17 protein-coding genes and 2 pseudogenes are annotated in these 20,672 nt (G+C 57.2%); 11 read left to right on the top strand and 8 right to left on the bottom strand.

What is annotated here, in order from left to right:
- The first annotated feature begins 99 nt into the window (after positions 1–99).
- From ACTG2B_RS18500 to ACTG2B_RS18530, 7 genes are all read left to right on the top strand, one after another.
- Entirely contained in the window at positions 100–1,737 is a 1,638-nt protein-coding gene (locus ACTG2B_RS18500; protein ID WP_439996598.1) for a methyl-accepting chemotaxis protein, read from the top strand.
- A 263-nt stretch (positions 1,738–2,000) separates the two neighbouring features.
- Positions 2,001–2,177: a hypothetical protein gene (locus ACTG2B_RS18505; protein WP_257696581.1), complete on the top strand. Its 177-nt coding sequence runs from the start codon at positions 2,001–2,003 to the stop codon at positions 2,175–2,177.
- Between the two features lie 15 nt (positions 2,178–2,192).
- Positions 2,193–2,510 carry a YkgJ family cysteine cluster protein gene (locus tag ACTG2B_RS18510; protein ID WP_257696580.1) on the top strand — a complete coding sequence of 106 codons (318 nt, stop codon included), beginning with the start codon at positions 2,193–2,195 and terminating at the stop codon, positions 2,508–2,510.
- On the top strand, positions 2,511–3,557 hold the full coding sequence (locus tag ACTG2B_RS18515) for a radical SAM protein (RefSeq protein WP_257696579.1): 1,047 nt from the start codon (positions 2,511–2,513) through the stop codon (positions 3,555–3,557).
- 23 nt (positions 3,558–3,580) lie between these two features.
- Entirely contained in the window at positions 3,581–3,790 is a 210-nt protein-coding gene (locus ACTG2B_RS18520) for a hypothetical protein (RefSeq protein WP_439996599.1), read from the top strand.
- On the top strand, positions 3,790–4,014 hold the full coding sequence (locus ACTG2B_RS18525) for a hypothetical protein (protein ID WP_146037045.1): 225 nt from the start codon (positions 3,790–3,792) through the stop codon (positions 4,012–4,014). The genes ACTG2B_RS18520 and ACTG2B_RS18525 overlap by 1 nt, the downstream gene beginning before the upstream one ends.
- On the top strand, positions 4,007–4,324 hold the full coding sequence (locus ACTG2B_RS18530; RefSeq protein ID WP_439996600.1) for a PqqD family protein: 318 nt from the start codon (positions 4,007–4,009) through the stop codon (positions 4,322–4,324). The genes ACTG2B_RS18525 and ACTG2B_RS18530 overlap by 8 nt, the downstream gene beginning before the upstream one ends.
- Before the next feature lie 433 nt (positions 4,325–4,757).
- On the opposite strand, the gene cysC is transcribed toward ACTG2B_RS18530, so the two are convergent.
- The 5 genes and pseudogenes from cysC to cysG all read right to left on the bottom strand — a co-directional run bounded on the left by cysC (position 4,758) and on the right by cysG (position 11,094).
- Entirely contained in the window at positions 4,758–5,348 is a 591-nt protein-coding gene (gene cysC, locus ACTG2B_RS18535; protein WP_100645126.1) for an adenylyl-sulfate kinase, read from the bottom strand.
- Between the two features lie 138 nt (positions 5,349–5,486).
- A pseudogene (locus ACTG2B_RS18540) lies at positions 5,487–7,209 on the bottom strand (SLC13 family permease).
- A gap of 4 nt (positions 7,210–7,213) precedes the next feature.
- Positions 7,214–8,640: pseudogene (gene cysN, locus ACTG2B_RS18545) on the bottom strand (sulfate adenylyltransferase subunit CysN).
- Between the two features lie 12 nt (positions 8,641–8,652).
- Positions 8,653–9,585 carry a sulfate adenylyltransferase subunit CysD gene (cysD, locus tag ACTG2B_RS18550; RefSeq protein WP_439996958.1) on the bottom strand — a complete coding sequence of 311 codons (933 nt, stop codon included), beginning with the start codon at positions 9,583–9,585 and terminating at the stop codon, positions 8,653–8,655.
- Positions 9,586–9,657: 72 nt separating this feature from the next.
- Complete coding sequence (gene cysG / locus ACTG2B_RS18555) at positions 9,658–11,094, bottom strand: siroheme synthase CysG (RefSeq protein ID WP_439996601.1); 1,437 nt, start codon at positions 11,092–11,094, stop codon at positions 9,658–9,660.
- A 197-nt stretch (positions 11,095–11,291) separates the two neighbouring features.
- On the opposite strand from cysG, the gene ACTG2B_RS18560 reads away from it, so the two are divergent.
- Together ACTG2B_RS18560 and ACTG2B_RS18565 are read left to right on the top strand one after the other, a co-directional pair.
- Positions 11,292–12,215 (top strand): SPFH domain-containing protein, encoded by a 924-nt coding sequence (locus ACTG2B_RS18560; protein ID WP_005335703.1) that lies wholly within the window; start codon positions 11,292–11,294, stop codon positions 12,213–12,215.
- On the top strand, positions 12,212–12,667 hold the full coding sequence (locus ACTG2B_RS18565) for an NfeD family protein (protein ID WP_005335704.1): 456 nt from the start codon (positions 12,212–12,214) through the stop codon (positions 12,665–12,667). Before ACTG2B_RS18560 ends, ACTG2B_RS18565 begins: the two co-directional genes overlap by 4 nt.
- Before the next feature lie 69 nt (positions 12,668–12,736).
- On the opposite strand, the gene ACTG2B_RS18570 is transcribed toward ACTG2B_RS18565, so the two are convergent.
- Positions 12,737–14,842 (bottom strand): methyl-accepting chemotaxis protein, encoded by a 2,106-nt coding sequence (locus tag ACTG2B_RS18570; RefSeq protein ID WP_439996602.1) that lies wholly within the window; start codon positions 14,840–14,842, stop codon positions 12,737–12,739.
- Positions 14,843–14,982: 140 nt separating this feature from the next.
- Here ACTG2B_RS18570 and nadA point away from each other — a divergent pair, with 140 nt between their 5' ends.
- Positions 14,983–16,056, top strand: coding sequence for a quinolinate synthase NadA (gene nadA, locus ACTG2B_RS18575; protein ID WP_005335706.1), 1,074 nt, complete (start codon positions 14,983–14,985; stop codon positions 16,054–16,056).
- Positions 16,057–16,126: 70 nt separating this feature from the next.
- On the opposite strand, the gene ACTG2B_RS18580 is transcribed toward nadA, so the two are convergent.
- Together ACTG2B_RS18580 and gap are read right to left on the bottom strand one after the other, a co-directional pair.
- Positions 16,127–16,993: a D-hexose-6-phosphate mutarotase gene (locus ACTG2B_RS18580; RefSeq protein ID WP_139406780.1), complete on the bottom strand. Its 867-nt coding sequence runs from the start codon at positions 16,991–16,993 to the stop codon at positions 16,127–16,129.
- An 86-nt stretch (positions 16,994–17,079) separates the two neighbouring features.
- On the bottom strand, positions 17,080–18,075 hold the full coding sequence (gene gap / locus ACTG2B_RS18585; protein ID WP_005335708.1) for a type I glyceraldehyde-3-phosphate dehydrogenase: 996 nt from the start codon (positions 18,073–18,075) through the stop codon (positions 17,080–17,082).
- Positions 18,076–18,423: 348 nt separating this feature from the next.
- On the opposite strand from gap, the gene malQ reads away from it, so the two are divergent.
- A complete protein-coding gene (gene malQ, locus ACTG2B_RS18590; protein WP_439996603.1) occupies positions 18,424–20,613 on the top strand; it encodes a 4-alpha-glucanotransferase in 2,190 nt (729 codons plus the stop codon).
- The last annotated feature ends 59 nt before the right edge of the window (positions 20,614–20,672 follow it).

Below are 20,672 nucleotides of genomic sequence, written 5' to 3' on the forward strand. Positions count from 1 at the left end.
TAATAACACATCAATCATTAGCTTTTGCCAGCTGGCCCGCCCTTTGCACATGTCTTGATGTAGATCAAAATTTAACCATCACAGCTCGGGAGCAAGGCCATGAGAATCAATCAACCGGTTACCCAAAGAGAACGTCTCTATCCAGACCACCAGAGCCTGATTTCCACCACGGATCTGGAGAGCCGCATCACCTACGCCAACGAGGAGTTCTGCGAGATAGCAGGCTTCTCGCTCGACGAACTGGTGGGGGAACATCACAATCTGGTGCGTCATCCTGACATGCCGAAACAGGCCTTTGCCGATCTGTGGAACCATATCCGCGAAGGCAAAAGCTGGATGGGACCGGTGAAAAATCGCTGCAAGAGTGGCGATCACTACTGGGTCAGCGCCTTTGTCACCCCCATCAAGGATGCCAACGGCCGGGTGGTGGAGTATCAGTCGGTGCGCACCGCCCCGAGCGAGGAGATCAAACAGCGGGCCGAGAAGGTCTATGCCGACCTTCGCAACAACAAGCTGCCGCTGGCGCTCAAGCTGCCCACCTTCTCCCATACCCTGACCATCAACCTCTGCCTGCTGCTGAGCCTGCTCGCCATGTTTGCGCTGGGCTACAACCACGACATGAACTGGCAACTGGCGCTGGTCGCCCTGCCGCTGGCGATAGCGGCCATCACCCTGAATGCCCTCTCCCGCCGCCTCGGCAAGCTCAACAAGATGGCCCGCAGCCGCTTTGACAACCCACTGATGCAGCTGCTCTACACCAACAAGGTGGACAACATAGCCGCCATCGAACTCTCGATGGTGATGAATCAGGCAGAGTTCAACGCCGTGCTGGCCCGCACCCAGCAGACTTGCAGCAAGATCCTGCAGGCCGCCGAAGGGGATCTGCGCAACGCCGAGTCCATCACCGACAACCTGCAACAGCAGCAGGCCGAGACCAATCAGGTAGCGACCGCCGTGACCGAGATGTCGGAGTCCATTCGCGAGGTGTCACAAAGTTCGACTGACTCCTCCAGCCTGCTGGATGAAACGGCCGTGCTGTTCAAGAGCGGCAACAGTAGCGTGGCCGAAACCGTGGCCGCCGTGGCGGGCATGAACAGCGAGCTGACCACCTCCAAGAGCGTGATCAGTGCGCTGGTCGGCCACTGCCGCGATATCGATGGCATCCTCGATGTGATCAACAACATCGCCAACCAGACCAACCTGCTGGCCCTCAACGCCGCCATCGAAGCGGCCCGGGCTGGCGAAGCGGGTCGCGGCTTCTCGGTAGTGGCTGACGAGATCCGCACCCTCGCCATCAAGACCCAATCCTCGACCAGCGAGATCCAGAAGATGATCACCGAGCTGCAAACCAGCGCCGGGGATGCAGAACAGGCGATGGAGAAGGGCTGCCAACTCTCCGAGAGCTGCCAGCAAAAAGCCTCGGCAACCGGCACCATTCTCCAGCAGATCAACGATATGCTGCAGCAGGTCGCCTCCGGCAGCGGCCAGATTGCCCAGGCGGTGCAGGAGCAGTTCCACGTCACCGCCGAGATCAACCGCAACGTGCTCAGCATCAAGACCCTGGCCGATGACTCCAGCGTCGGCAGCCAGCACGCCGTACACGGCATCACCCAGCTGGTAAACCAGTTGAGCGATCTCGACCGGCTGGTACGCCAGTTCCAGAAGGGGGCTCCGGCAAGCCAAAGCCGCTACGAAGTGGCCACCACCCGCGCCGTGCCGGTTCGCCAAGCCAGATAACCACAACACAAACAATCACCGCAGAAAAACCCTATGGGCCCACAGGCCCATAGGGTTTTTTAATGCCCGTCAGCAAGAGGGCGATACTCTCGCTTCACCGTCCGATTTTCCCCTGCGCTGATGGGGGCCGCTGTTGAGCGGTTATATCGCCGCCAGTTATTTATTAATTTATTGATCTTGCTCAGAAAACCGCCCACTTGCGCTTTTCTCCCCAGCCCCATTCGGTAACATAGCAGCTTGCCAACCTCTCGCTGGAGTCAGCCATGAGCTATGGCCAGAACAAGACCGCAGGTAAAAAGCAGCAGACTGGAGGCTGTAATTCAGGTGCGGTAGCCTTGTCTAAGGAAATAGATAATTTGTTAGCGGTACACTCCACGAATTTCCCTGTCAAATTGACAGGTTTCCCCAATTTTAAATTGGTAATTATGTTTATTTTTTGATGCAGGCAGGGAAATATGAATGCACAGAGTGATAATGAAGAGGATCAATATTTAGAACAAAACATTCTGCCTGATTTTAAATGTGTTGCATGTGGCGAATGTTGCCGACATATAAATCTAGTGCCATCACTTCAACACCTTCAGCTAGGTGATGGCATTTGCGTCCATTTAAAAAATGACAAATGTGAAATATATGATGCTAGGCCTGATGTCTGTAACTATAAAAAATTGTATCGAGAGTTTAAAGATCTATATTCACCACAAGAATACCACAGACTATCAGTAGACCTATGCAATAAAATAATGGAAATTAAAACTCAGGATAAAAAATAAATGCATCATCTACAACAAAAACAAGAGCAGCAAGCGATTGATGAAATAAACGACATAAAGTTTCGGCAAGCAAATGGCTCATATCCAACCTCTTTTGAATATCCAATTGGCTTGCAATTTGAACTCACATCAAAATGCAATCTCACCTGCAAACATTGCTATAACTCTTCTGGCCTTGATCACTATAAAGACTCGATGACCCCTGAAGATTGGAATAATCTCGCCCATCAAATAGTTACTGATGGTGGAATTTTCCAAGCAATTATATCTGGTGGGGAGCCATTATTACTTGGCTCCCATCTTTTTGATTTTATGGATATTTTACATGCAGATGGCACAGCTTTTATTTTGATAACAAATGGCATGTTAGTTCGTCATTCAACTGTACAAAAACTGAAGAAGTATAAGTATTTTTGGGTCCAAGTATCAATTGACAATCTGCATGCAAATAAACATGATGAATTCCGAGGTGTTACTGGCAGTTGGCAAAAAGCCGTAGATGCTGCATTTCTTTTTTCTGGAGCTGGTTTACCTTTACGAATCGCACACTCCATTACACCAGATAACATTGACGATCTAGAAATGATGATAGACTTTTCTTACCAACTTGGTGCTTCATCCATAGTTTGTGGTGCGATAATGCCAAGCGGACGTGCTGTCGGCAGCACTAATTTAGTCCCAACCAATCAATCTTATTTAAATGAAATTTACGACATCGTTGAAAAAATGCAAATAAAGTATGCAGGAAGAATGCTGGTTCTTAATAGCGCGGAACACTTAACTGATATTTATAAAAAACAAGCCATGCCAAACTCTGCCGCTGTTATTAGACCAAATGGTGATATCAGAATGGATTGTACAATGCCATTTTGTATCGGCAATGTCAAAGAGGTCAGTATCAAAGATATATGGAAACAAAATGGTCTTAGTTGCTGGAACAGCAAGCAGGTAAAAGATTACATATCGAAGCTCGATAAATATGGTAATCACCCTAACCATCGCAATCATCTTGATCCAGATTTTAAAATTCAAAGCACAATCATTTAGGATGAATAGGAAGGAGTAAAAAAATGAAAAAATATTATAGTAAACCAACTATTTTCGCTGATATTGGAAAAGTTGGTTTGCCTACGGTATTAGCTATTGGTGCCGTATCTGCAGCTGTTGGTGCCGCCTCAGTTGCAGTTGGAAGAATGGTGGGTAAAATTGATACTCAACAAAAAAATCATAATTTCAAATCAACATGTACGTCACACTTAACCATAAAAGGATTTGCATAATGAACACAATAAAAAAATCATATATCAAACCCCAGACAACCTTTAAGGCATCACCTGCATTAATGGCTGCTCCCTTGGCTTTTTTTTCGGCAGCAACGGCAGCAGCTGCCATAGCTGGTGCTGCTGTTGGGGCTGTAGCGACATCTAAATTGATGAGTGTTGAACCTAATAATTGCCAGAAAAATAACACTCTAAAACCTATAGAAGGACTACTCGGTGCCTAACACAACTGTATATGATATGATGGCGGAAATATATATTTCCGCCCATTTTAGAAAAATTCGTCACGATAATGACACTGGCTTTCTTATTATTATGGGTGACAACATTGAATTATCTTATTTCAATGATTCAGCCAAAGACATGCTTAGTACTTTAATTAATAATAAGCAGTGTCAAGTCAAAGATATTTTCAATGAAATTACATCATTATATGATGCGCCCGAAATGCAACTAAAAAATGATATAGTTGACTTTTTACGAGATATGCAATGGAAAGGACTGATTTCTTTAAGAGTAGACAAAACGTTTTGATTTAAAATAATTAAATTAAGTGCTATCGTTTAATCATGCCCCATATAAGCCAAACGTGACGCGGCTTCTGAGGTATGATCGCCAGCATTGACCGGCTAGTACCAAGCGACAGACCTCATGCTCAACCACGAAATGATCCTCAACCATATCGACGACATATTTGGCCAGCCCGTAGGTTCGAATAGCGCAGCATATTCAGACAATCGCGAATAACCCCGCCGCGATATAAGCAAGGATCGGAAGATCCCTTTGCGGGGTTGCTATCGGCTGCCTTGGGGTGACTCAAGGCTCGTCGGTGCCACTATAAGCTGGATTTATGGGTTTTCTGATAATGACCCAATTTTTGCTTATAGTTGTGGTCGCCAGCCCATAAGCGCCCGTGGTAGCCAACTGGTAGGCTGCCGGGCGCTTGTTATACGTTCTTCCGATCCAATTACAGATAGTTCCCCTGCCGCAGGGCGGTCAGCAACTCCTCCACCAGCGTATCCACAGGTTTACCGGCATTCAGCAGATGAATTTCTGGCTGTTCCGGTGCCTCATAGGCGGAGTCGATACCGGTAAAATTCGTAATTTCCCCTGCTCGCGCCTTTTTATAGAGCCCCTTGGGGTCGCGCTCTTCACAGATGGCGAGCGGTGCATCGACAAAAACTTCGACAAACTCCCCTTCGCCCAAGAGGCTGCGCACCAGCGCCCGCTCGGCACGGAACGGCGAGATAAAGGCGGTGAGCACGATAAGTCCCGCATCCACCATCAGTTTCGCCACCTCGCCTACCCGGCGGATATTCTCCTGCCGCGCGGCATCATCGAAACCTAGATCGCCGCAGAGGCCGTGGCGCACATTGTCCCCATCCAGCAGATAGGTGTGCTTGCCTTGTGCCGCCAGCGCCTGCTCCAGCGCCCCCGCCAGGGTCGATTTACCCGCCCCCGACAGCCCGGTAAACCAGATCACCAGCGGTTTTTGCCCTTTCAATTCGGCCCGGCTCTGTTTGTCGACGGCATGCTTGTGCCACACGATATTGCTCATCCCACACTCCTTGCTTGGCGCTCACGCCTCAAAACTTAAACTGTCCAGCACCACGGGGAGCCGCCTCGGACTATCCGCCGACAACGTGCTGGTGCCATGATATTGCTCATCCAACACCCCTTGATTGGCATTTACGCCTTAAAACGGAAACAGCAGGGGCACCATCACAATCACCCCGAGGCTATAGGCCAACGAGACCGGCAGGGCCAGCTTGAGGTAGTCCGGCATCTTGTAGTTGCCCGCGGCATAGACCATCAGGTTGGTCTGGTAGCCGTAGGGCAGGATAAAGCTGGAGCTGGCCCCGAACAGCACCGCCAGAATAAACGGCATGGTCGAGACATCCATGCTGAGCGCCAGCTGGTAACCCATGGGGAAGGCCAGCGCGGCGGCGGCGTTGTTGCTCATCAGCTCGGTCAGCACCAACGTAAACACATAGATACCGATAAAGGCGATGATGGGGCTGGCACCATTGAACTCCCCCATCAGCCAGTCGGCGATAAGCTTGGCCAGTCCGCTCTTTCCAGCTGATCGGCGATGGCGAGCGCCCCGCCCACCACCAGCCAGATATCCAGCGGAAAGCGGCGGCGGATCTCGTCCAGGGTCAGAATGCGGGTGAGCAGCAGCGCCACCAGCATCAGCAGCAAGCCCTTGAACAGCGGCACCAGATCGAATACCGAGAGCGCCAGCACCCCGAGAAAACCCAGCACCACGGCGGCGCTGCGCTTGCCATCGAGACGGGTGGAGGCTTCCAGCCCGCTCACCACCACAAACTCCCGCCCCAGCGATTTGTTGCGGGCAAACTGGGGGCCGGGGGCCAGCAGCAGGGTATCACCGGCGTGCAGTTCAATCTGGCCGAGACCGCCGGTGAGCTGGGTTTCGCCGCGGCGCACCGCTAGCACCACCGCATCAAAGTGAGTGCGAAATTCGGCATCCTTGATGGTCTGACCCACCAGCCGCGAGCTGTGGCTGACGATCACCTCCACCAGATGCTGGCCGTTGAGGCGGTGCTGGCCGTAGAGATCCAGCCCCTTCATCTCCTGCAATACGCCGACGCTCTCCACGTCGCCGCAAAACAGCAGCACGTCCCTTCGTGCAGCTCGTGTTCCGGCTGCACCGGGCAGATCACCTGATCGCCGCGAATAATTTCCGCCAGATAGAGGCTTTTCAGGCTGCGCAGGCCGTTCTCCTTGACGCTGCGCCCCGCCAGCGGTGAACCAGCGCCCACCTTGGCTTCGAGAAAATAGCCTGATTCGCGGCTCATCTCGGTATCCTGCTCCGGCAGGTGACGAGCAAACAGCAGCACGGCCACCAGACCGGTCAGTAAGGTGCCCGCCCCCACCATAAAGAAGTCGAACATGCCGAGCGGCGGCGCCCCCATCTTGATGAGGAAGCTGTTGACGATCAGGTTGGTGGAGGTGCCGATCAGGGTCAGCACGCCGCCAAAGGTGGCCGCGAAGCACATGGGCAGCAGCAGCCGCGACGGCGCGTGGTTGGGGTTGCGTTTGACCGCTCCCAGCATGGAGGCCACCACGGCAGTGTTGTTGACGAAGGCCGACAGGAAGGCGGTGGAGAACCACACCTTCACCAGCACCTTGTTGAATGAACCCGTGCCCACCAGATTGGCGAACCAGCTCATGATGCGGGTCTTCTCCACCGCCAGCGACACCAGCAGCAACAGCACCAGCGTCAGCAGGGCACTGTTGGTGTAACCCGCCACCACGGCGTTGATATCCGCCAGCCCGCTCAGGTAGGTGATGAGCACGGCGCCCGAGAAGAGCAGCGCCGGGCGGAGTTTGCCCTGGATCAGCAGGGCCACGAGAGCAGCCAGCAGACCCAGCACCAGGAATTGTTGCCAGGTCATGGGCTTACTCCTTGCTTGTGTCGTTACCGATGGCAAGGGCTTGCCAGTGCGGGAAGTGCTTGCGTACCAGGGCGTTGAGCTCGATTTCGAACTCGCTGTAGTGCCCTTTTACCGCTTTGGCGGCCAAGCCTTCCACTATCATGCCGGCGCCGACAGTGACGTTGGTCAGCCGGTCGATCAGGATAAAGCTGCCGGTATCGCGGATCTCCTGATACGGGTCGAACGCCACCGGGTCGGTGAGGCTCAGCTCGCACAGGCCGATCTCGTTGAGCTTGAGTTCGCTGGCGGGCAGCTCGTCGAGCTTGTTGATCTCGATGCGGTGGCGGATGGCCTCCACCTGACCGCGACTCTTCTTGGTGGCCAGCTTGACGTCGTAGACCCGGCCCGGTTGCAGGGACTCCTCCCCCATCCAGACGATATGGGCCAGCACATTCTGGGTCACTTGCGGACGGTTGGCGGCATCCACCAGCAGGTCGCCGCGGCTGATGTCGATTTCATCGGCGAAGGTGACTGTGATGGCCTGACCCGGCAGGGCGTACTCCAGATCGCCATCGAAGGTGACGATGCGAGTCACCGTGCTCTCCTTGCCCGACGGCAACACAGCAAGCCGGTCGCCCACCCGCAGAATGCCGGAGGCGAGCGTCCCCGCGAAGCCGCGAAAATCGAGGTTGGGGCGATTCACATACTGCACCGGCAGGCGCACCGGATGGCGTTCCAGCTCGCGCTCAACCTCGGCAGACTCCAGCAGCGCAAGCAGGGTTTCACCCTGATACCAAGCCAGCTTGTCGCTTGGGTTGACCACGTTGTCACCGTCCAGCGCCGAGACCGGCACGATATGGATGGTGTCGACGCTGAGCTTCTTGGCGAACTCACGGTAGTCTGCACTGATGCGCTCGAACACCTCCTGACTGAACTCCACCAGATCCATCTTGTTGACCGCCACCACGAACTGCTTGATGCCAAGCAGGCTCGCAATAAAGCTGTGGCGACGGGTCTGATCCAGCACGCCTTTGCGGGCGTCGATCAGGATGATGGCCAGATCGCAGGTGGAGGCGCCGGTGGCCATGTTGCGGGTGTACTGCTCGTGGCCCGGGGTATCCGAGATGATGAATTTGCGCTTGGCAGTGGAGAAATAGCGGTAGGCCACGTCGATGGTATGCCCTGCTCGCGCTCCGCTTGCAGGCCGTCTACCAGCAGTGCCAGGTCCAGCTTCTCGCCGGTGGTGCCGAGTTTCTGGCTGTCGGACTCCAGCGCTTTGAGCTGATCTTCATAAATCTGCTGGGAGTCGTGCAGCAGGCGACCGATAAGGGTGCTCTTGCCGTCATCCACGCTGCCGCAGGTGAGAAAACGCAGCAGACTCTTGTGCTGCTGGGCGTGCAGATAGGCTTCGATGCCCTGTTCGGTGATGGCGGTCTGAATATGGCTGTTCATGCTGACGACTCCTTAGAAATATCCCTGACGCTTCTTCTGCTCCATGGAGCCGGCCTGATCGTAGTCAATCAGCCGCCCTTGCCGCTCGCTCGAAGTGGTGAGCAGCATCTCTTCAATAATTTCCGGCAAGGTGGTGGCATCGGATTCGATGGCCCCGGTCAGCGGGTAGCAGCCGAGAGTACGGAAGCGCACCAGCTCCTGCTTCACTTCATCCTCGGCGGTCAGCGGCATGCGCTCGTCATCCACCATGATCTTGATGCCGTTGCGCTCCACCACCGGACGCATGGCCGCGAAGTAGAGCGGCACTATGTCGATGTTTTCCAGATAGATGTATTGCCAGATATCCAGTTCGGTCCAGTTGGAGAGCGGGAACACCCGGATACTCTCCCCCTTGTTGACCTGGCTGTTGTAGACGCGCCACAGCTCGGGGCGCTGGTTCTTCGGATCCCAGCGGTGGGACTTGTCACGGAAGGAGTAGACCCGCTCCTTGGCACGAGACTTCTCTTCGTCGCGGCGGGCGCCACCGAAGGCGGCATCGAAGCCATATTTGTTGAGCGCCTGCTTGAGCCCCTCTGTCTTCATGATGTCGGTATGCTTGCCGCTGCCGTGGACGAAGGGGTTGATGCCCATGGCGAGCCCTTCCGGGTTCTTGTGGACGATGAGATCCAGCCCGTACTTCCTGGCGGTCTCGTCGCGGAATTTGATCATCTCCTTGAACTTCCAGTCGGTGTCGACGTGCAGCAAGGGGAACGGGATCTTGCCCGGATAGAAGGCCTTGCGGGCCAGGTGCAGCATGACGGAGGAGTCCTTGCCGATGGAGTACATCATCACCGGGTTTTCAAATTCGGCAGCCACCTCGCGGATGATATGGATGCTCTCGGCTTCCAGCTGCTGCAAGTGCGTCAATCTTTCACGGTCCATGTTGGTCCTCGGGTCATTGCTTATGCGCCTGCTCGGGGCGCTGGGTGGTTCAGTGCGCGGCCGCGCTGGCAGCCGCATCAAATATCTCTTTTTGGGTCAGGCCAGCTGCACCAGCTTGAGGTCGCAACCATCGAGATCCGGATTAGCGTGCTGCTGCTTGCCGTCCTGCTCTCCAAACCAGGCCAGCCGCTCGCGCAGGGCAACCACTTCGCCGATGACGATAAGCGACGGGCTCACCGCCTGTTTGGCCAGCGCGGCCAAGTCGGCCAGCGTGCCGGTCAGCACCCGCTGGCGGGATGTGGTGCCGCGCTCGATGATAGCGATGGGGGTGGCTTGGCTTCGGCCATGATCCACCAGCTGCTGCTGAATATGCTCGGAGCGCATCAGCCCCATGTAGATGACCAGGGTCTGACTGGTAGCGGCGAGCTGCTGCCAGTCGGGCTCCTTGCTCTCCTTCTGGCAATGGCCGGTAATAAATACGGCGCTCTGGGCGTAATCACGGTGAGTGAGCGGAATACCGGCATAGGCGGTGGCACCGGCAGCGGCCGTGATGCCGGGCACCACCGAGAAGGGGATGCCTTCATCGGCCAGCACTTCCAGCTCCTCGCCACCCCGGCCAAACATAAAGGGATCGCCCCCTTTCAGCCGCACCACACGGTTGCCCGCCTTGGCGTATTCCACCAGCAGGCGATTGGTCTCCTCCTGCGGCACGCTGTGGGCGCCCGCCTTCTTGCCAACCGACACCAGGGTGGCGTCGCGGCGCACCAGATCGAGGATCTCGGCGGAGACCAGTTGGTCGTAGAGCACCACTTCGGCCTGTTGAATCTGTTGCAGCGCCTTGAGGGTCAAGAGGCCCGGATCGCCGGGGCCCGCGCCGACCAGCACCACCTCGCCCACTTCGCTTTTCGCCTGGTCGAGGCCATCGCTCAGCCACTGCTCGGCACCTTGCCAATCCTCTTTTTCAATCAGGCTGGCGAGGGTGTTGGAGGCAAAGGCGCGCTCCCAGAAGCGGCGGCGATCGGAAATCGATGAGAGCACCCGCTTCGCCTTGTCACGGACCCGGCCGGAGAGCTCGGTCAGCCCGCCAAGATGGCGCGGCAGCAGGCTCTCCAGCCGTTCGCGCAGCAGGCGCACCAGCACCGGCGCCTTGCCGCCGCTGGAGACCGCCACCATCAGCGGCGAGCGATCGATGATCGAGGGGAAGATAAAGCTGGAGCGTTTGGGGTCATCCACCACATTGACGAACAGACCCAGCTGGTTGGCACTTTGATAAACCAGTGCGTTGACTTCGAGGTTGTCGGTCGCCGCCACCACCAAAATCTGGCCTGCCAGATGGGCCGGGGTGAAGCGCTCCGCCAGATGGGTGAAACGACCGCTGAATTCCGCAAATTCCGGTTCAAGCTCCGGGGAGACCAGGGTCAGCCGGGCACCGGCTGCCAGCAGCAGGCGCGCCTTGCGCAGGGCAACCTCGCCCCCGCCCACCAGCAGTACCGGGCGGCCTTCCAACTTGGCAAACATAGGTAAATAATCCATTTCGGCCCATCCCTCGGAACACGACTAATATGGGGCGACTATAGGCAGGGCAGCTTATCCCTCAAAATAATAAAAAATGCTTTTTAATGCGTTTTGGTAATTAGCAAAGCCCATTCATGACAAAGGCGTACAAAGTCACTTGTGGTACCTGACGCCAGACCATAGGCTAGGGACTGTGTTTCATAAGGAGCTAAATGATGAATGAATCATTGATTGTGCTAGGGATTTTCGTGTTCCTGGTGCTCGCCACCCTGAGCGCGGGCATCAAGATAGTGCCCCAGGGCTACAACTGGACGGTGGAGCGCTTCGGCCGCTACACCCGCACCCTGACCCCGGGCCTCAACCTGCTGATCCCCTACGTGGATCGGGTCGGCCACAAGATCATCATGATGGAGCAGGTGCTGGACATCCCGGCACAAGAGGTGATCTCCCGCGATAACGCCAACGTCACCATCGACGCCATCAGCTTTGTGCAGGTGGTGGATGCCCGCAAAGCGGGCTACGAGGTCAACGATCTCACCAGCGCCATCCGCAATCTCACCATGACCAATATGCGGACCGTGCTCGGCGCCATGGAGCTGGATGAGATGCTCTCCCAGCGCGACACCATCAACGAGAAGCTGTTGCGCACCATGGATGCCGCCACCGCCCCCTGGGGCATCAAGGTGACCCGCATCGAAATTAAAGATGTGCGCCCGCCGCTGGCACTGGTCGAGGCGATGAACGCCCAGATGAAGGCCGAGCGCCAGAAACGGGCCGAGGTACTGGAGGCCGAAGGGGTGCGCCAGTCCAAGATCCTGAAAGCGGAAGGGGAGAAACAGTCCCAGATCCTCAAAGCCGAAGGTGAGCGTCAGGCCGCCTTCCTCGCCGCCGAAGCACGGGAGCGGGCAGCCGAGGCGGAAGCCAAGGCGACCCATATGGTTTCCCAGGCAATTGCGGAAGGAGACCTGCAGGCCATCAACTACTTCGTGGCCCAGAAATATACCGAGGCACTGGCCCGCATCGGTGAAGGCCCCAACAGCAAGATCATCATGATGCCGCTGGAAGCAGGCAGCCTGATTGGCTCTGTGGCTGGCATGGCCGAGCTGTTCAACAAAGATGGCAAGGGCAGCAAGTCATGACAGCCTTGTTAGAGGGGCTGACCCACTGGCACTGGCTGGGGCTCGGCTTCATTCTGCTGGCCATCGAGGTGCTCGGCTCGGTGGGCTTCTTGCTCTGGACCGGCATCGCCGCGCTGGAAGTGGGCCTGCTGCTGCTGATTTGGCCCTTTGGCTGGCAGGCGCAGTTGCTGCTGTTTGCGGTGCAATCCCTGCTCACCACCTGGGCCTGGTGGCGCTGGCAACACCAGCGTGACAACTCGGGTCAGGATGCCGCCAGCACCATCAACGAGCGGATGCAGAGCTATATGGGCCGCGAGCTGACCCTGCTGGATGATGTCACCCAAGGCACCAGCCGGGTACATCTGGACGATACGGTCTGGACGGTGCGCTGCGACGAGTCGCTGCCAGCTGGCAGCAAGGTCAGGGTAGTGGGGGCCGACTCCCACATCCTGCTGGTTGAACCCCGCAACTGACGCAACTCTGCCATCGAGTCATAAAAAAGCCCGCGATCGCTCGCGGGCTTTTGTCTCTCTGGCCGCCACTCAGGTACGCAACCGATCGAGCTGACTGGCGAGCGCCGTGGCCGCTTGCTCCAGCGCTTCGCTCAGCTGATGGCTGGAGCTGGCCTCCTGCCCGATCACGTTGGCGGTATCGCCAATCCGCATCAGGTTCTGGTTGATGGTATCGCTCACCGCACTCTGCTGCTCGGCGGCGGTAGCTACCTGACTGATGTGGTCGTGGATCTGCTGGATCTGCGCCACCACCCGATTGAGCGCCTCGAACGCCTGCTCGGTACCCTGCACCGTGGTGGTGGAACGCTCGATGCCGGTATTCATCAGACGTTGACTGCTGCTCACCTCGGTCTGCAGGCTACCGATAAGCTGGCCGATCTCGTCGGTCGATTCACGGGTCTTGGTCGCCAGCGCCCGAACCTCGTCCGCCACCACTGCAAAGCCACGCCCCATGTCCCCTGCCCGCGCCGCCTCGATGGCGGCATTGAGGGCCAGTAGATTGGTCTGCTCGGCAATGGCGCGGATCACATCGAGGATCCTGCTGATATTGGTGCTGCGCTGGGCCACCAGCGCCACCGCTTTATCCGCCTCATGCATATCGCCGACCAGAGTATGGATCTCGTTGCGGGCATTGCTGAGGGTCTGCTGGGCGGTATTGATGTGGTGGGTCGCCGCTTCCGACTCCTGCGCCGCCTGCTCGGCATAACCTGCCACGCTGACTGCCGTGGTGCTCATCTGGTGCATGGCGCTCACCACGCTCTCCAGCTCCAGATTCTGCTCGTCCAGACTGTTGCGCATGGTGTCGGCGGTATGTTTCATCTCCCGCGCCTGCTGGTAGACCTGCTGACCAATCCCCTTGCTCATTTGCACCATGCCCCGCAGCTTGCCGAGGAAGGCATTGAGCTGGGACCCCAGATCGATCAGCTCCTGATGGGTGTCGATCTCCATCTGCTGGGTCAGGTCCCCCTCGTTGCTGGAGAGATGGCCCACATGGCGGCTGATAAGAGAAAGTGGCGCAGTAATGGTCTGGATAAACCAGACCAACAACCCCAGCACCAACAGGGTAATCCCGCCCATGGCGATGATCTGCTGCCGCTGCGCATCCACCAGCAGGGTGCCCAGTTCATTGCTGATGGCGTGCGCCTTGCTCAGCGCCAGCACCTTGGGCACCTTGATCATCAACCACCACTGGGTATTGGCTGCCTCGACCCGGATGGGCTGATGAAGAATGAAGTCACTGTCGCTGCTGACCGGCTGACCGTCAGGCAGGGTCAGGCCCACCTCCTTGAGTGGACGGCCCAGCTTGTCGGCATAGCGGTTGCTGCCCACAATCAGCCCCATCTTGCTGACCAGGGTCACGTCCGCCTTGTTGTCATAGAGGCTCTTGCCAAGGTTTTCAGCCAGTTGCTGGAAGATGGGCAGGTTCATATCCACCCCGGCCAGCCCGACAAACTTGCCGTCACGCAGCACGGGCACCGTCAGACTGGTCATCAGCATCTTGTTGCCCGGGTTGATTTCGTAGAGGTAGGGCTCCATCAGGCAGGGCTGGCGGGTATCGCGACCACAGAGATACCACTCGCTGTTGCGAATGCCAAACTCGTTGAGGGAGGTATCAAACTTGGCCTCGCTGGCAGCGGCGTCCACCGCTTGCTGAGCGACGTCCCCTCCCTGATCCTTGGTGAAATAGACCTCCAGACTCCCCTTGCCTGCCACCGAGTGGCTGGCCCCGCCCAGCCAGTTGCCATCTTCGCCATCATAGCCATCCGGTTCAAACTGGGCGTAGATGGAGCTGATCCCGCTCGCCTGCTGCAGGCTGCTGCCGAGCAGAGACTCCACTTGGGGCCGCGACAACCGCAGTTCCGGTTTGGCCATCCCGGCTTCAATCTGGGCGGTCACGGTCAGGGGGATCTGATAGGAGTTCTGCATCAGCGAGGCAATCTGGATGGCATAGCGCTCTGCCTGATACTGCAGGCTGCGGGAGACCTCCTCTTCCAGTGCATCGCTGGTCTGGGTCATCACCATGTTGCGAAGGGAGCTGAAAGAGGCTGATTGCAACAGGGTCATGGCCAGCCCGGTCAGCAGAAATAGCCCCATGGTAAGGCACAACAACTTGAACTTGAGGGAACGTTGCTTCATGCGACAACTCCTTATGGCAGAATAACAACGAATTACTTGAGTATATTCGCCCACTTGCGCTTCACCCGATTTGTTGATGGGTTTGTGGCAGGCTTCTGGTTATAATTTTTGCCTTCCCGAGCGTTGATGGAACAGTCGCAATGAGCAATGCACTGAGCAGTGTCCCGCCGGTAGTCGCGATGGACTACCCCTTTCCGGCCAAACCTCTTCCCCTGAGTGCCGAGCAGAGAACGACCTTGACCACAGAAATCAAGGCGCTGCTCAAGGAGCGCAAGGCGGTACTGGTCGCCCATTACTACACGGATCCCGAGATCCAGGCGCTGGCCGAAGCCACCGGCGGTTTCGTCGGTGACTCGCTGGAGATGGCCCGCTTTGGCCGCGATCACGAGGCGCAGACCCTGATCGTCGCCGGGGTACGTTTCATGGGGGAAACCTCCAAGATCCTGAGCCCCCACAAGCGGGTGCTGATGCCGACTCTGGAGGCCGAATGCTCCCTCGATCTGGGCTGTCCTATCGAGCAGTTCTCCGCCTTCTGCGATGCCAATCCCGACCATACCGTGGTGGTCTATGCCAATACCTCGGCCGCCGTCAAAGCACGGGCTGACTGGGTGGTGACCTCCAGCATTGCGCTGGAGATCGTCGAACACCTCGACAGTCTGGGTCACAAGATCATCTGGGGCCCGGATCGCCATCTGGGCGCCTATATCGAGAAGAAGACCGGGGCGCAGATGCTGCGCTGGCAGGGCCACTGCATCGTCCACGACGAGTTCAAGGCCCGTGCCCTGCGCGAGCTGAAAGAGCAGAATCCGGATGCCGCCGTGCTGGTTCATCCGGAATCCCCCGCCTCGGTGATCGAGCTGGCCGATGCGGTGGGATCCACCAGTCAGCTGATCAAGGCAGCCAAGGAGCTGCCCCAGCAGAAGCTGATCGTGGCGACCGATCGGGGCATCTTCTACAAGATGCAGCAGGCTTGTCCGGAGAAAGAGATGGTGGAAGCCCCGACCGGTGGCGATGGCGCTACCTGCCGCAGCTGCGCCCATTGCCCCTGGATGGCGATGAACGGTCTGGTGGCGATCAAGGAGGCCCTCACCGATGGTGCCGAGCGCCACGAGATCCATGTCGACGAAGATCTGCGGGTCAAAGCCTTGATCCCCCTCGATCGGATGCTCAATTTCGCCGCCGAACTCAAGCTCAAGACCCAGGGCAACGCCTGATTGCCGCCGTCACGAGATGCAAAGAGGGCTCCCGCGGGAGCCCTCTTTATTTATCTGAGCCTCATCCTACTCAGATGATCACGGTGGAGAGGCTGTGCTCTTCATCCGGCGCGACGGTCACACCCGCCTCGCCGGCGATGGCCGCTTCGACGCAGAGCATGGTGCGATAGCCATCGTCGCTCATGTCGGCCATGGCGGTAGCCCCTTCCAGCCAGGGGGTCCAGACCACCACGCTGTCGTGGTTGCCACTGACAACCCGGGTCTCGCGCTCACCATCCTGCACGCTCACCAACGCCTCTGGCTGCCAGTAGACCCGATCCAGCGGCCCGCTCAGGGTCAATGCACCCTGCTGCTTGGCATCCTGCCCGGTCAGCTTGTCGGCATAGGGCTCGCCCAGACCGGTGACGCTAACCGCTTCCGGCGCACTGATTTGCAAATAGGTATGCAGCGCACCGCTATAAGTCAGCGGCTGGCTACCGGTGTTGCGAGTGGTCAGCACCAGCGAAAGCTCTTTGCCCACCAGCACGTCCAGTTCCAGCTCGAAGGGGTGATCCCACAGGGCGCGGGTCGCATCGCTGTCGCGCAGGGAGAGATGAACAAGCGTGCCGTCAGCGTGATCGGAAACCCCGTCCAGCATCCAGAGGGTGGTACGGGCAAAACCGTGGGAGGGCTTGCCGCTACCAACGCGGGCGGGCGCCGGGCCAAACCATGGCCAGCAGATCGGGATACCACCGCGAACAGGCTTGCTGCCATCCAGCACCGCCTTGTCGCTCAGCCAGATGGAGGCTGGCTCGCCATGGCGCTGATAGCTCAGCACATGGGCGCCAAACAGGCTGATTTCTGCCTTGGCATAGTCGTTGTTGATGGTGAGAACCGGCAGACCGGCCGCATTGTTGGCAAGCTTGCAATTGGCTGTCAGGGGACGAATGGATTGCATGTGGACTCCTGTCATCAGGGGAAACCGAAAAACAAAAAGGCGGCCAATGGCCGCCTTTTTCAAGCTACGCGATTGCGCATCCCAAATTACTTGGAGATGTGAGCGATCAGGTCCAGAACTTTGCTGGAGTAGCCCATTTCGTTGTCGTACCAGGATACAACTTTAACGAATTTGTCGTTCAGCTGGATACCAGCCTTGGCGTCGAATACGGAGGTCTGACGCTCACCCAGGAAGTCGGTAGATACAACTTCGTCTTCGGTGTAGCCCAGAACGCCTTTCATAGCGCCTTCGGAAGCAGCTTTCATCGCTTCGCAGATTTCTGCGTAGGTGGCAGCTTTCTTCAGGTTAACGGTCAGGTCAACAACAGACACGTCCGGAGTCGGAACACGGAAAGCCATACCGGTCAGCAGGCCTTTCAGTTCCGGGATAACTACGCCAACAGCTTTGGCTGCACCGGTAGAGGACGGGATGATGTTCTGAGCCGCACCGCGGCCACCGCGCCAGTCTTTGGCAGACGGACCATCAACGGTCTTCTGGGTAGCAGTGGTAGCGTGAACGGTGGTCATCAGGCCAGACTCGATACCGAAGGTATCGTTCAGAACCTTGGCGATCGGGGCCAGGCAGTTGGTGGTGCAGGAAGCGTTGGAAACGATGTCCTGGCCAGCGTAGGTAGAGTCGTTAACACCCATTACGAACATCGGGGTGGCGTCTTTGGACGGGCCAGTCAGAACAACTTTCTTGGCACCAGCAGCGATGTGCTTACGAGCAGTCTCGTCGGTCAGGAACAGACCGGTAGCTTCAGCAACAACGTCAACACCGATTTCGCCCCACTTCAGGTTGGCCGGGTCACGCTCAGCGGTAACACGTACGGTTTTGCCGTTTACAACCAGGTTGCCGTCTTTAACTTCAACGGTACCGTTGAAACGACCGTGAGTTGAATCGTACTTCAGCATGTAAGCCATGTAGTCAACATCGATCAGGTCGTTGATACCAACAACTTCGATGTCTGCACGCTCGCAAGCCAGACGGAATACGAAACGACCGATACGGCCAAAACCGTTAATACCTACTTTGATAGTCATATTTAGTTACCTAACTGTTCAGTAGTCAAAGAAAATTCCGCTTGTAAATTTACTAGAACTCTCCGGTGAGTCAACCAACATTCTGTCTGAAATTGCGCTATATCATGAAAAACTGTGAAATTAATTTTCTGTTTATGTAACTGATTACCACGTTTTGACGAAAAAAGTGCCAGATCGTGGCATCGCGCAGATATCAACAATAGTGCCTACTCGGTCACACAACCATTCACAGAGATATGTAAAAATGTGCGCGGTTTAGCATGGCCCATAGAGCCACTGTTCAAGTACCACCCCATAAAAATCAAACAAAATAGTATAGATAGAATCCACAGCGGGAATTCTCAAACTATGACCACCCTGATTGAACAGCTGGCTGCCGCAAAAGGTATCGCCAGCGAGTATGTCGATGCCTGGGGCCACCCGGCCCAGGTATCAGAAGAGAGCAAGGCCGCCATGCTGGGCGCCATGGGCTACCGCGTCGATGACGAGGCCGCACTGGTGCAGCAGCTGGAAGAGGAACATCGCCAGCACTGGCTGCGGGCGCTGGATCCTGTGATGGTGGTTCGCACCGGCGACGCCGTTACCCTTGAGGTTCGCCTCCCCATCGAATTCGTCAACGATACCCTCACCTGGCAGCTCCAGCAGGAGCAGGGTGCTGTGTTGTCCGGTCAATTCACCCCCATCGAGGGTGAGCTGGTCGGCGTGGCCGAATTTGAAGAGATGGAGTGCCAGGCCTATCGCGTCACGTTGGAGATGGCCCCGGAGCTGGGTTATCACCAGTTGGTACTGCTGGAAGAGGGCAATGACGAGCCGCTGGCCACCATGCGCCTCATTGTCGCCCCCAAGGCCTGCTACAAGCAGGCGCCGATTGCCGATGGCCGCAAGGTATGGGGTCCGAGCGTGCAGCTCTACTGCCTGCGCAGCCGCCACAACTGGGGTATCGGTGATTTCAGCGATCTGGGCCAGCTGGTCGAGAAAGCCGCCGCTTGGGGTGCCCACTTCGTCGGCCTCAACCCAATCCACGCCCTCTATCCGGCCAATCCGGAGAGCGCCAGTCCCTACAGCCCCTCTTCCCGTCGCTGGCTCAACGTGGCCTATATCAATGTGGAAGCGGTGCCCGAATTCCAGCAGAGCGATCGCCTGAAGGCGGAAGTGGCAAGTCCTGCCTTCCAGCAACATCTGGCCGATCTGCGCGCCAAAGAGAACGTCGATTACACCGGCGTGATCCAGACCAAACTCGGCATGCTGCGTCAGGTGTTCGATGAAGCCACCCTGAGCGCCGAGCGTCAGGCCGCCTTTGATGCCTTCGTGGCCGCCGGTGGCGACAGCCTGCAACAGCAAGCAGCATTTGATGCCCTGCAGGCCCACTTCTATGCCAAAGGCGAAAATGCCTGGGGCTGGCCGGTATGGCCGCAGGAGCTGCGCGATTACCACAATCCTGCCGTTGCTGCCTGGATGGCCGCGCACCCGCAAGATGTCAACTTCTACCTCTATCTGCAGTTCCTGGCCGACGAGCAGCTGGCGCAAGCCGATGCCCGTGCCAAGGCTGCCGGCATGGTGATGGGGATCTACCGGGATCTGGCAGTGGGCGTCTCCGAAGGCTCCACCGAGATCTGGGCCAACCAGGATCTCTACTGCCCGAAAGCCTCGGTCGGTGCGCCGCCCGATATCCTCGGCCCGCTTGGTCAGAACTGGGGCCTGCCCCCGATGAACCCGAACAAGCTGTTTGAAGCGGCCTACCAGCCGATGGTGGACTTGTTCCGTGCCAACATGCGCTCCTGTGGCGCTCTGCGCATCGACCACGTAATGGCCTTGCTGCGCCTGTGGTGGGTACCGCCCGGAGCGTCCGCCGCCAAGGGCGCCTACATCTACTATCCGGTCAACGATCTGCTGGGCATTCTGGCCCTCGAATCCCACCGTAATCAGTGCCTGCTGATCGGCGAGGATCTGGGCACCGTGCCGGAGGGGATCGACGTGACTCTGAAAGAGAACGGCGTTCACTCCTACAAGGTGTTCTTCTTCGAGCGCTCCAAGGAAGATGGCGGCTTTATCTCCCCGGCGCACTACACCGAGCAGGCGATGTCGGCCCTGACCACCCACGACATGCCGACCCTCAAGGGCTTCTGGCACTGCGATGATCTGGCACTCGGCCGTCAACTGGGTCTGTATCCGGATGAAGATGTATTGAAGACTCTGTATGCTGATCGTCACCAGGCCAAACAGCGGATCCTCGACAGCTTGCATGCCCACAAGGTCATCTCTGACAACATCAGTCATGACGTCAACTGGGTCGGTATGAACACCGAACTCAACCACGGTCTGCAGATCCACATGTCCCGCGGCAGCTGCGCCCTGTTCAGTACCCAGCTGGAAGACTGGCTGGAGATGGACAAGCCGGTCAACGTACCGGGCACCAGTTACGAATACCCCAACTGGCGCCGCAAGCTTTCCGCTGATCTGGAAGATATTTTTGCCAATGAGGCACTCAAGGCACTGGCTGGCAAGATGAGCCAAGCCCGTGATGAGGCCAGTCGTTGAGACGCTGTCTCCCACAGCGCTCTCACCTAAATCCACTCCGGCTTCGGCCGGAGTGGATG

This window comes from Aeromonas sp. 30P, from assembly GCF_051919805.1.
Taxonomy (GTDB): domain Bacteria; phylum Pseudomonadota; class Gammaproteobacteria; order Enterobacterales; family Aeromonadaceae; genus Aeromonas; species Aeromonas veronii.

What these genes read in the sequence shown, in the direction of transcription:
- ACTG2B_RS18500 (WP_439996598.1), top strand. Translation starts at nt 100, where the DNA reads ATGAGAATCAATCAACCGGTTACCCAAAGAGAACGTCTCTATCCAGAC.
- ACTG2B_RS18505 (WP_257696581.1), top strand. Translation starts at nt 2,001, where the DNA reads ATGAGCTATGGCCAGAACAAGACCGCAGGTAAAAAGCAGCAGACTGGA.
- ACTG2B_RS18510 (WP_257696580.1), top strand. Translation starts at nt 2,193, where the DNA reads ATGAATGCACAGAGTGATAATGAAGAGGATCAATATTTAGAACAAAAC.
- ACTG2B_RS18515 (WP_257696579.1), top strand. Translation starts at nt 2,511, where the DNA reads ATGCATCATCTACAACAAAAACAAGAGCAGCAAGCGATTGATGAAATA.
- ACTG2B_RS18520 (WP_439996599.1), top strand. Translation starts at nt 3,581, where the DNA reads ATGAAAAAATATTATAGTAAACCAACTATTTTCGCTGATATTGGAAAA.
- ACTG2B_RS18525 (WP_146037045.1), top strand. Translation starts at nt 3,790, where the DNA reads ATGAACACAATAAAAAAATCATATATCAAACCCCAGACAACCTTTAAG.
- cysC (WP_100645126.1), bottom strand. Translation starts at nt 5,348, where the DNA reads ATGAGCAATATCGTGTGGCACAAGCATGCCGTCGACAAACAGAGCCGG.
- cysG (WP_439996601.1), bottom strand. Translation starts at nt 11,094, where the DNA reads ATGGATTATTTACCTATGTTTGCCAAGTTGGAAGGCCGCCCGGTACTG.
- ACTG2B_RS18560 (WP_005335703.1), top strand. Translation starts at nt 11,292, where the DNA reads ATGAATGAATCATTGATTGTGCTAGGGATTTTCGTGTTCCTGGTGCTC.
- ACTG2B_RS18565 (WP_005335704.1), top strand. Translation starts at nt 12,212, where the DNA reads ATGACAGCCTTGTTAGAGGGGCTGACCCACTGGCACTGGCTGGGGCTC.
- ACTG2B_RS18570 (WP_439996602.1), bottom strand. Translation starts at nt 14,842, where the DNA reads ATGAAGCAACGTTCCCTCAAGTTCAAGTTGTTGTGCCTTACCATGGGG.
- nadA (WP_005335706.1), top strand. Translation starts at nt 14,983, where the DNA reads ATGAGCAATGCACTGAGCAGTGTCCCGCCGGTAGTCGCGATGGACTAC.
- ACTG2B_RS18580 (WP_139406780.1), bottom strand. Translation starts at nt 16,993, where the DNA reads ATGCAATCCATTCGTCCCCTGACAGCCAATTGCAAGCTTGCCAACAAT.
- gap (WP_005335708.1), bottom strand. Translation starts at nt 18,075, where the DNA reads ATGACTATCAAAGTAGGTATTAACGGTTTTGGCCGTATCGGTCGTTTC.
- malQ (WP_439996603.1), top strand. Translation starts at nt 18,424, where the DNA reads ATGACCACCCTGATTGAACAGCTGGCTGCCGCAAAAGGTATCGCCAGC.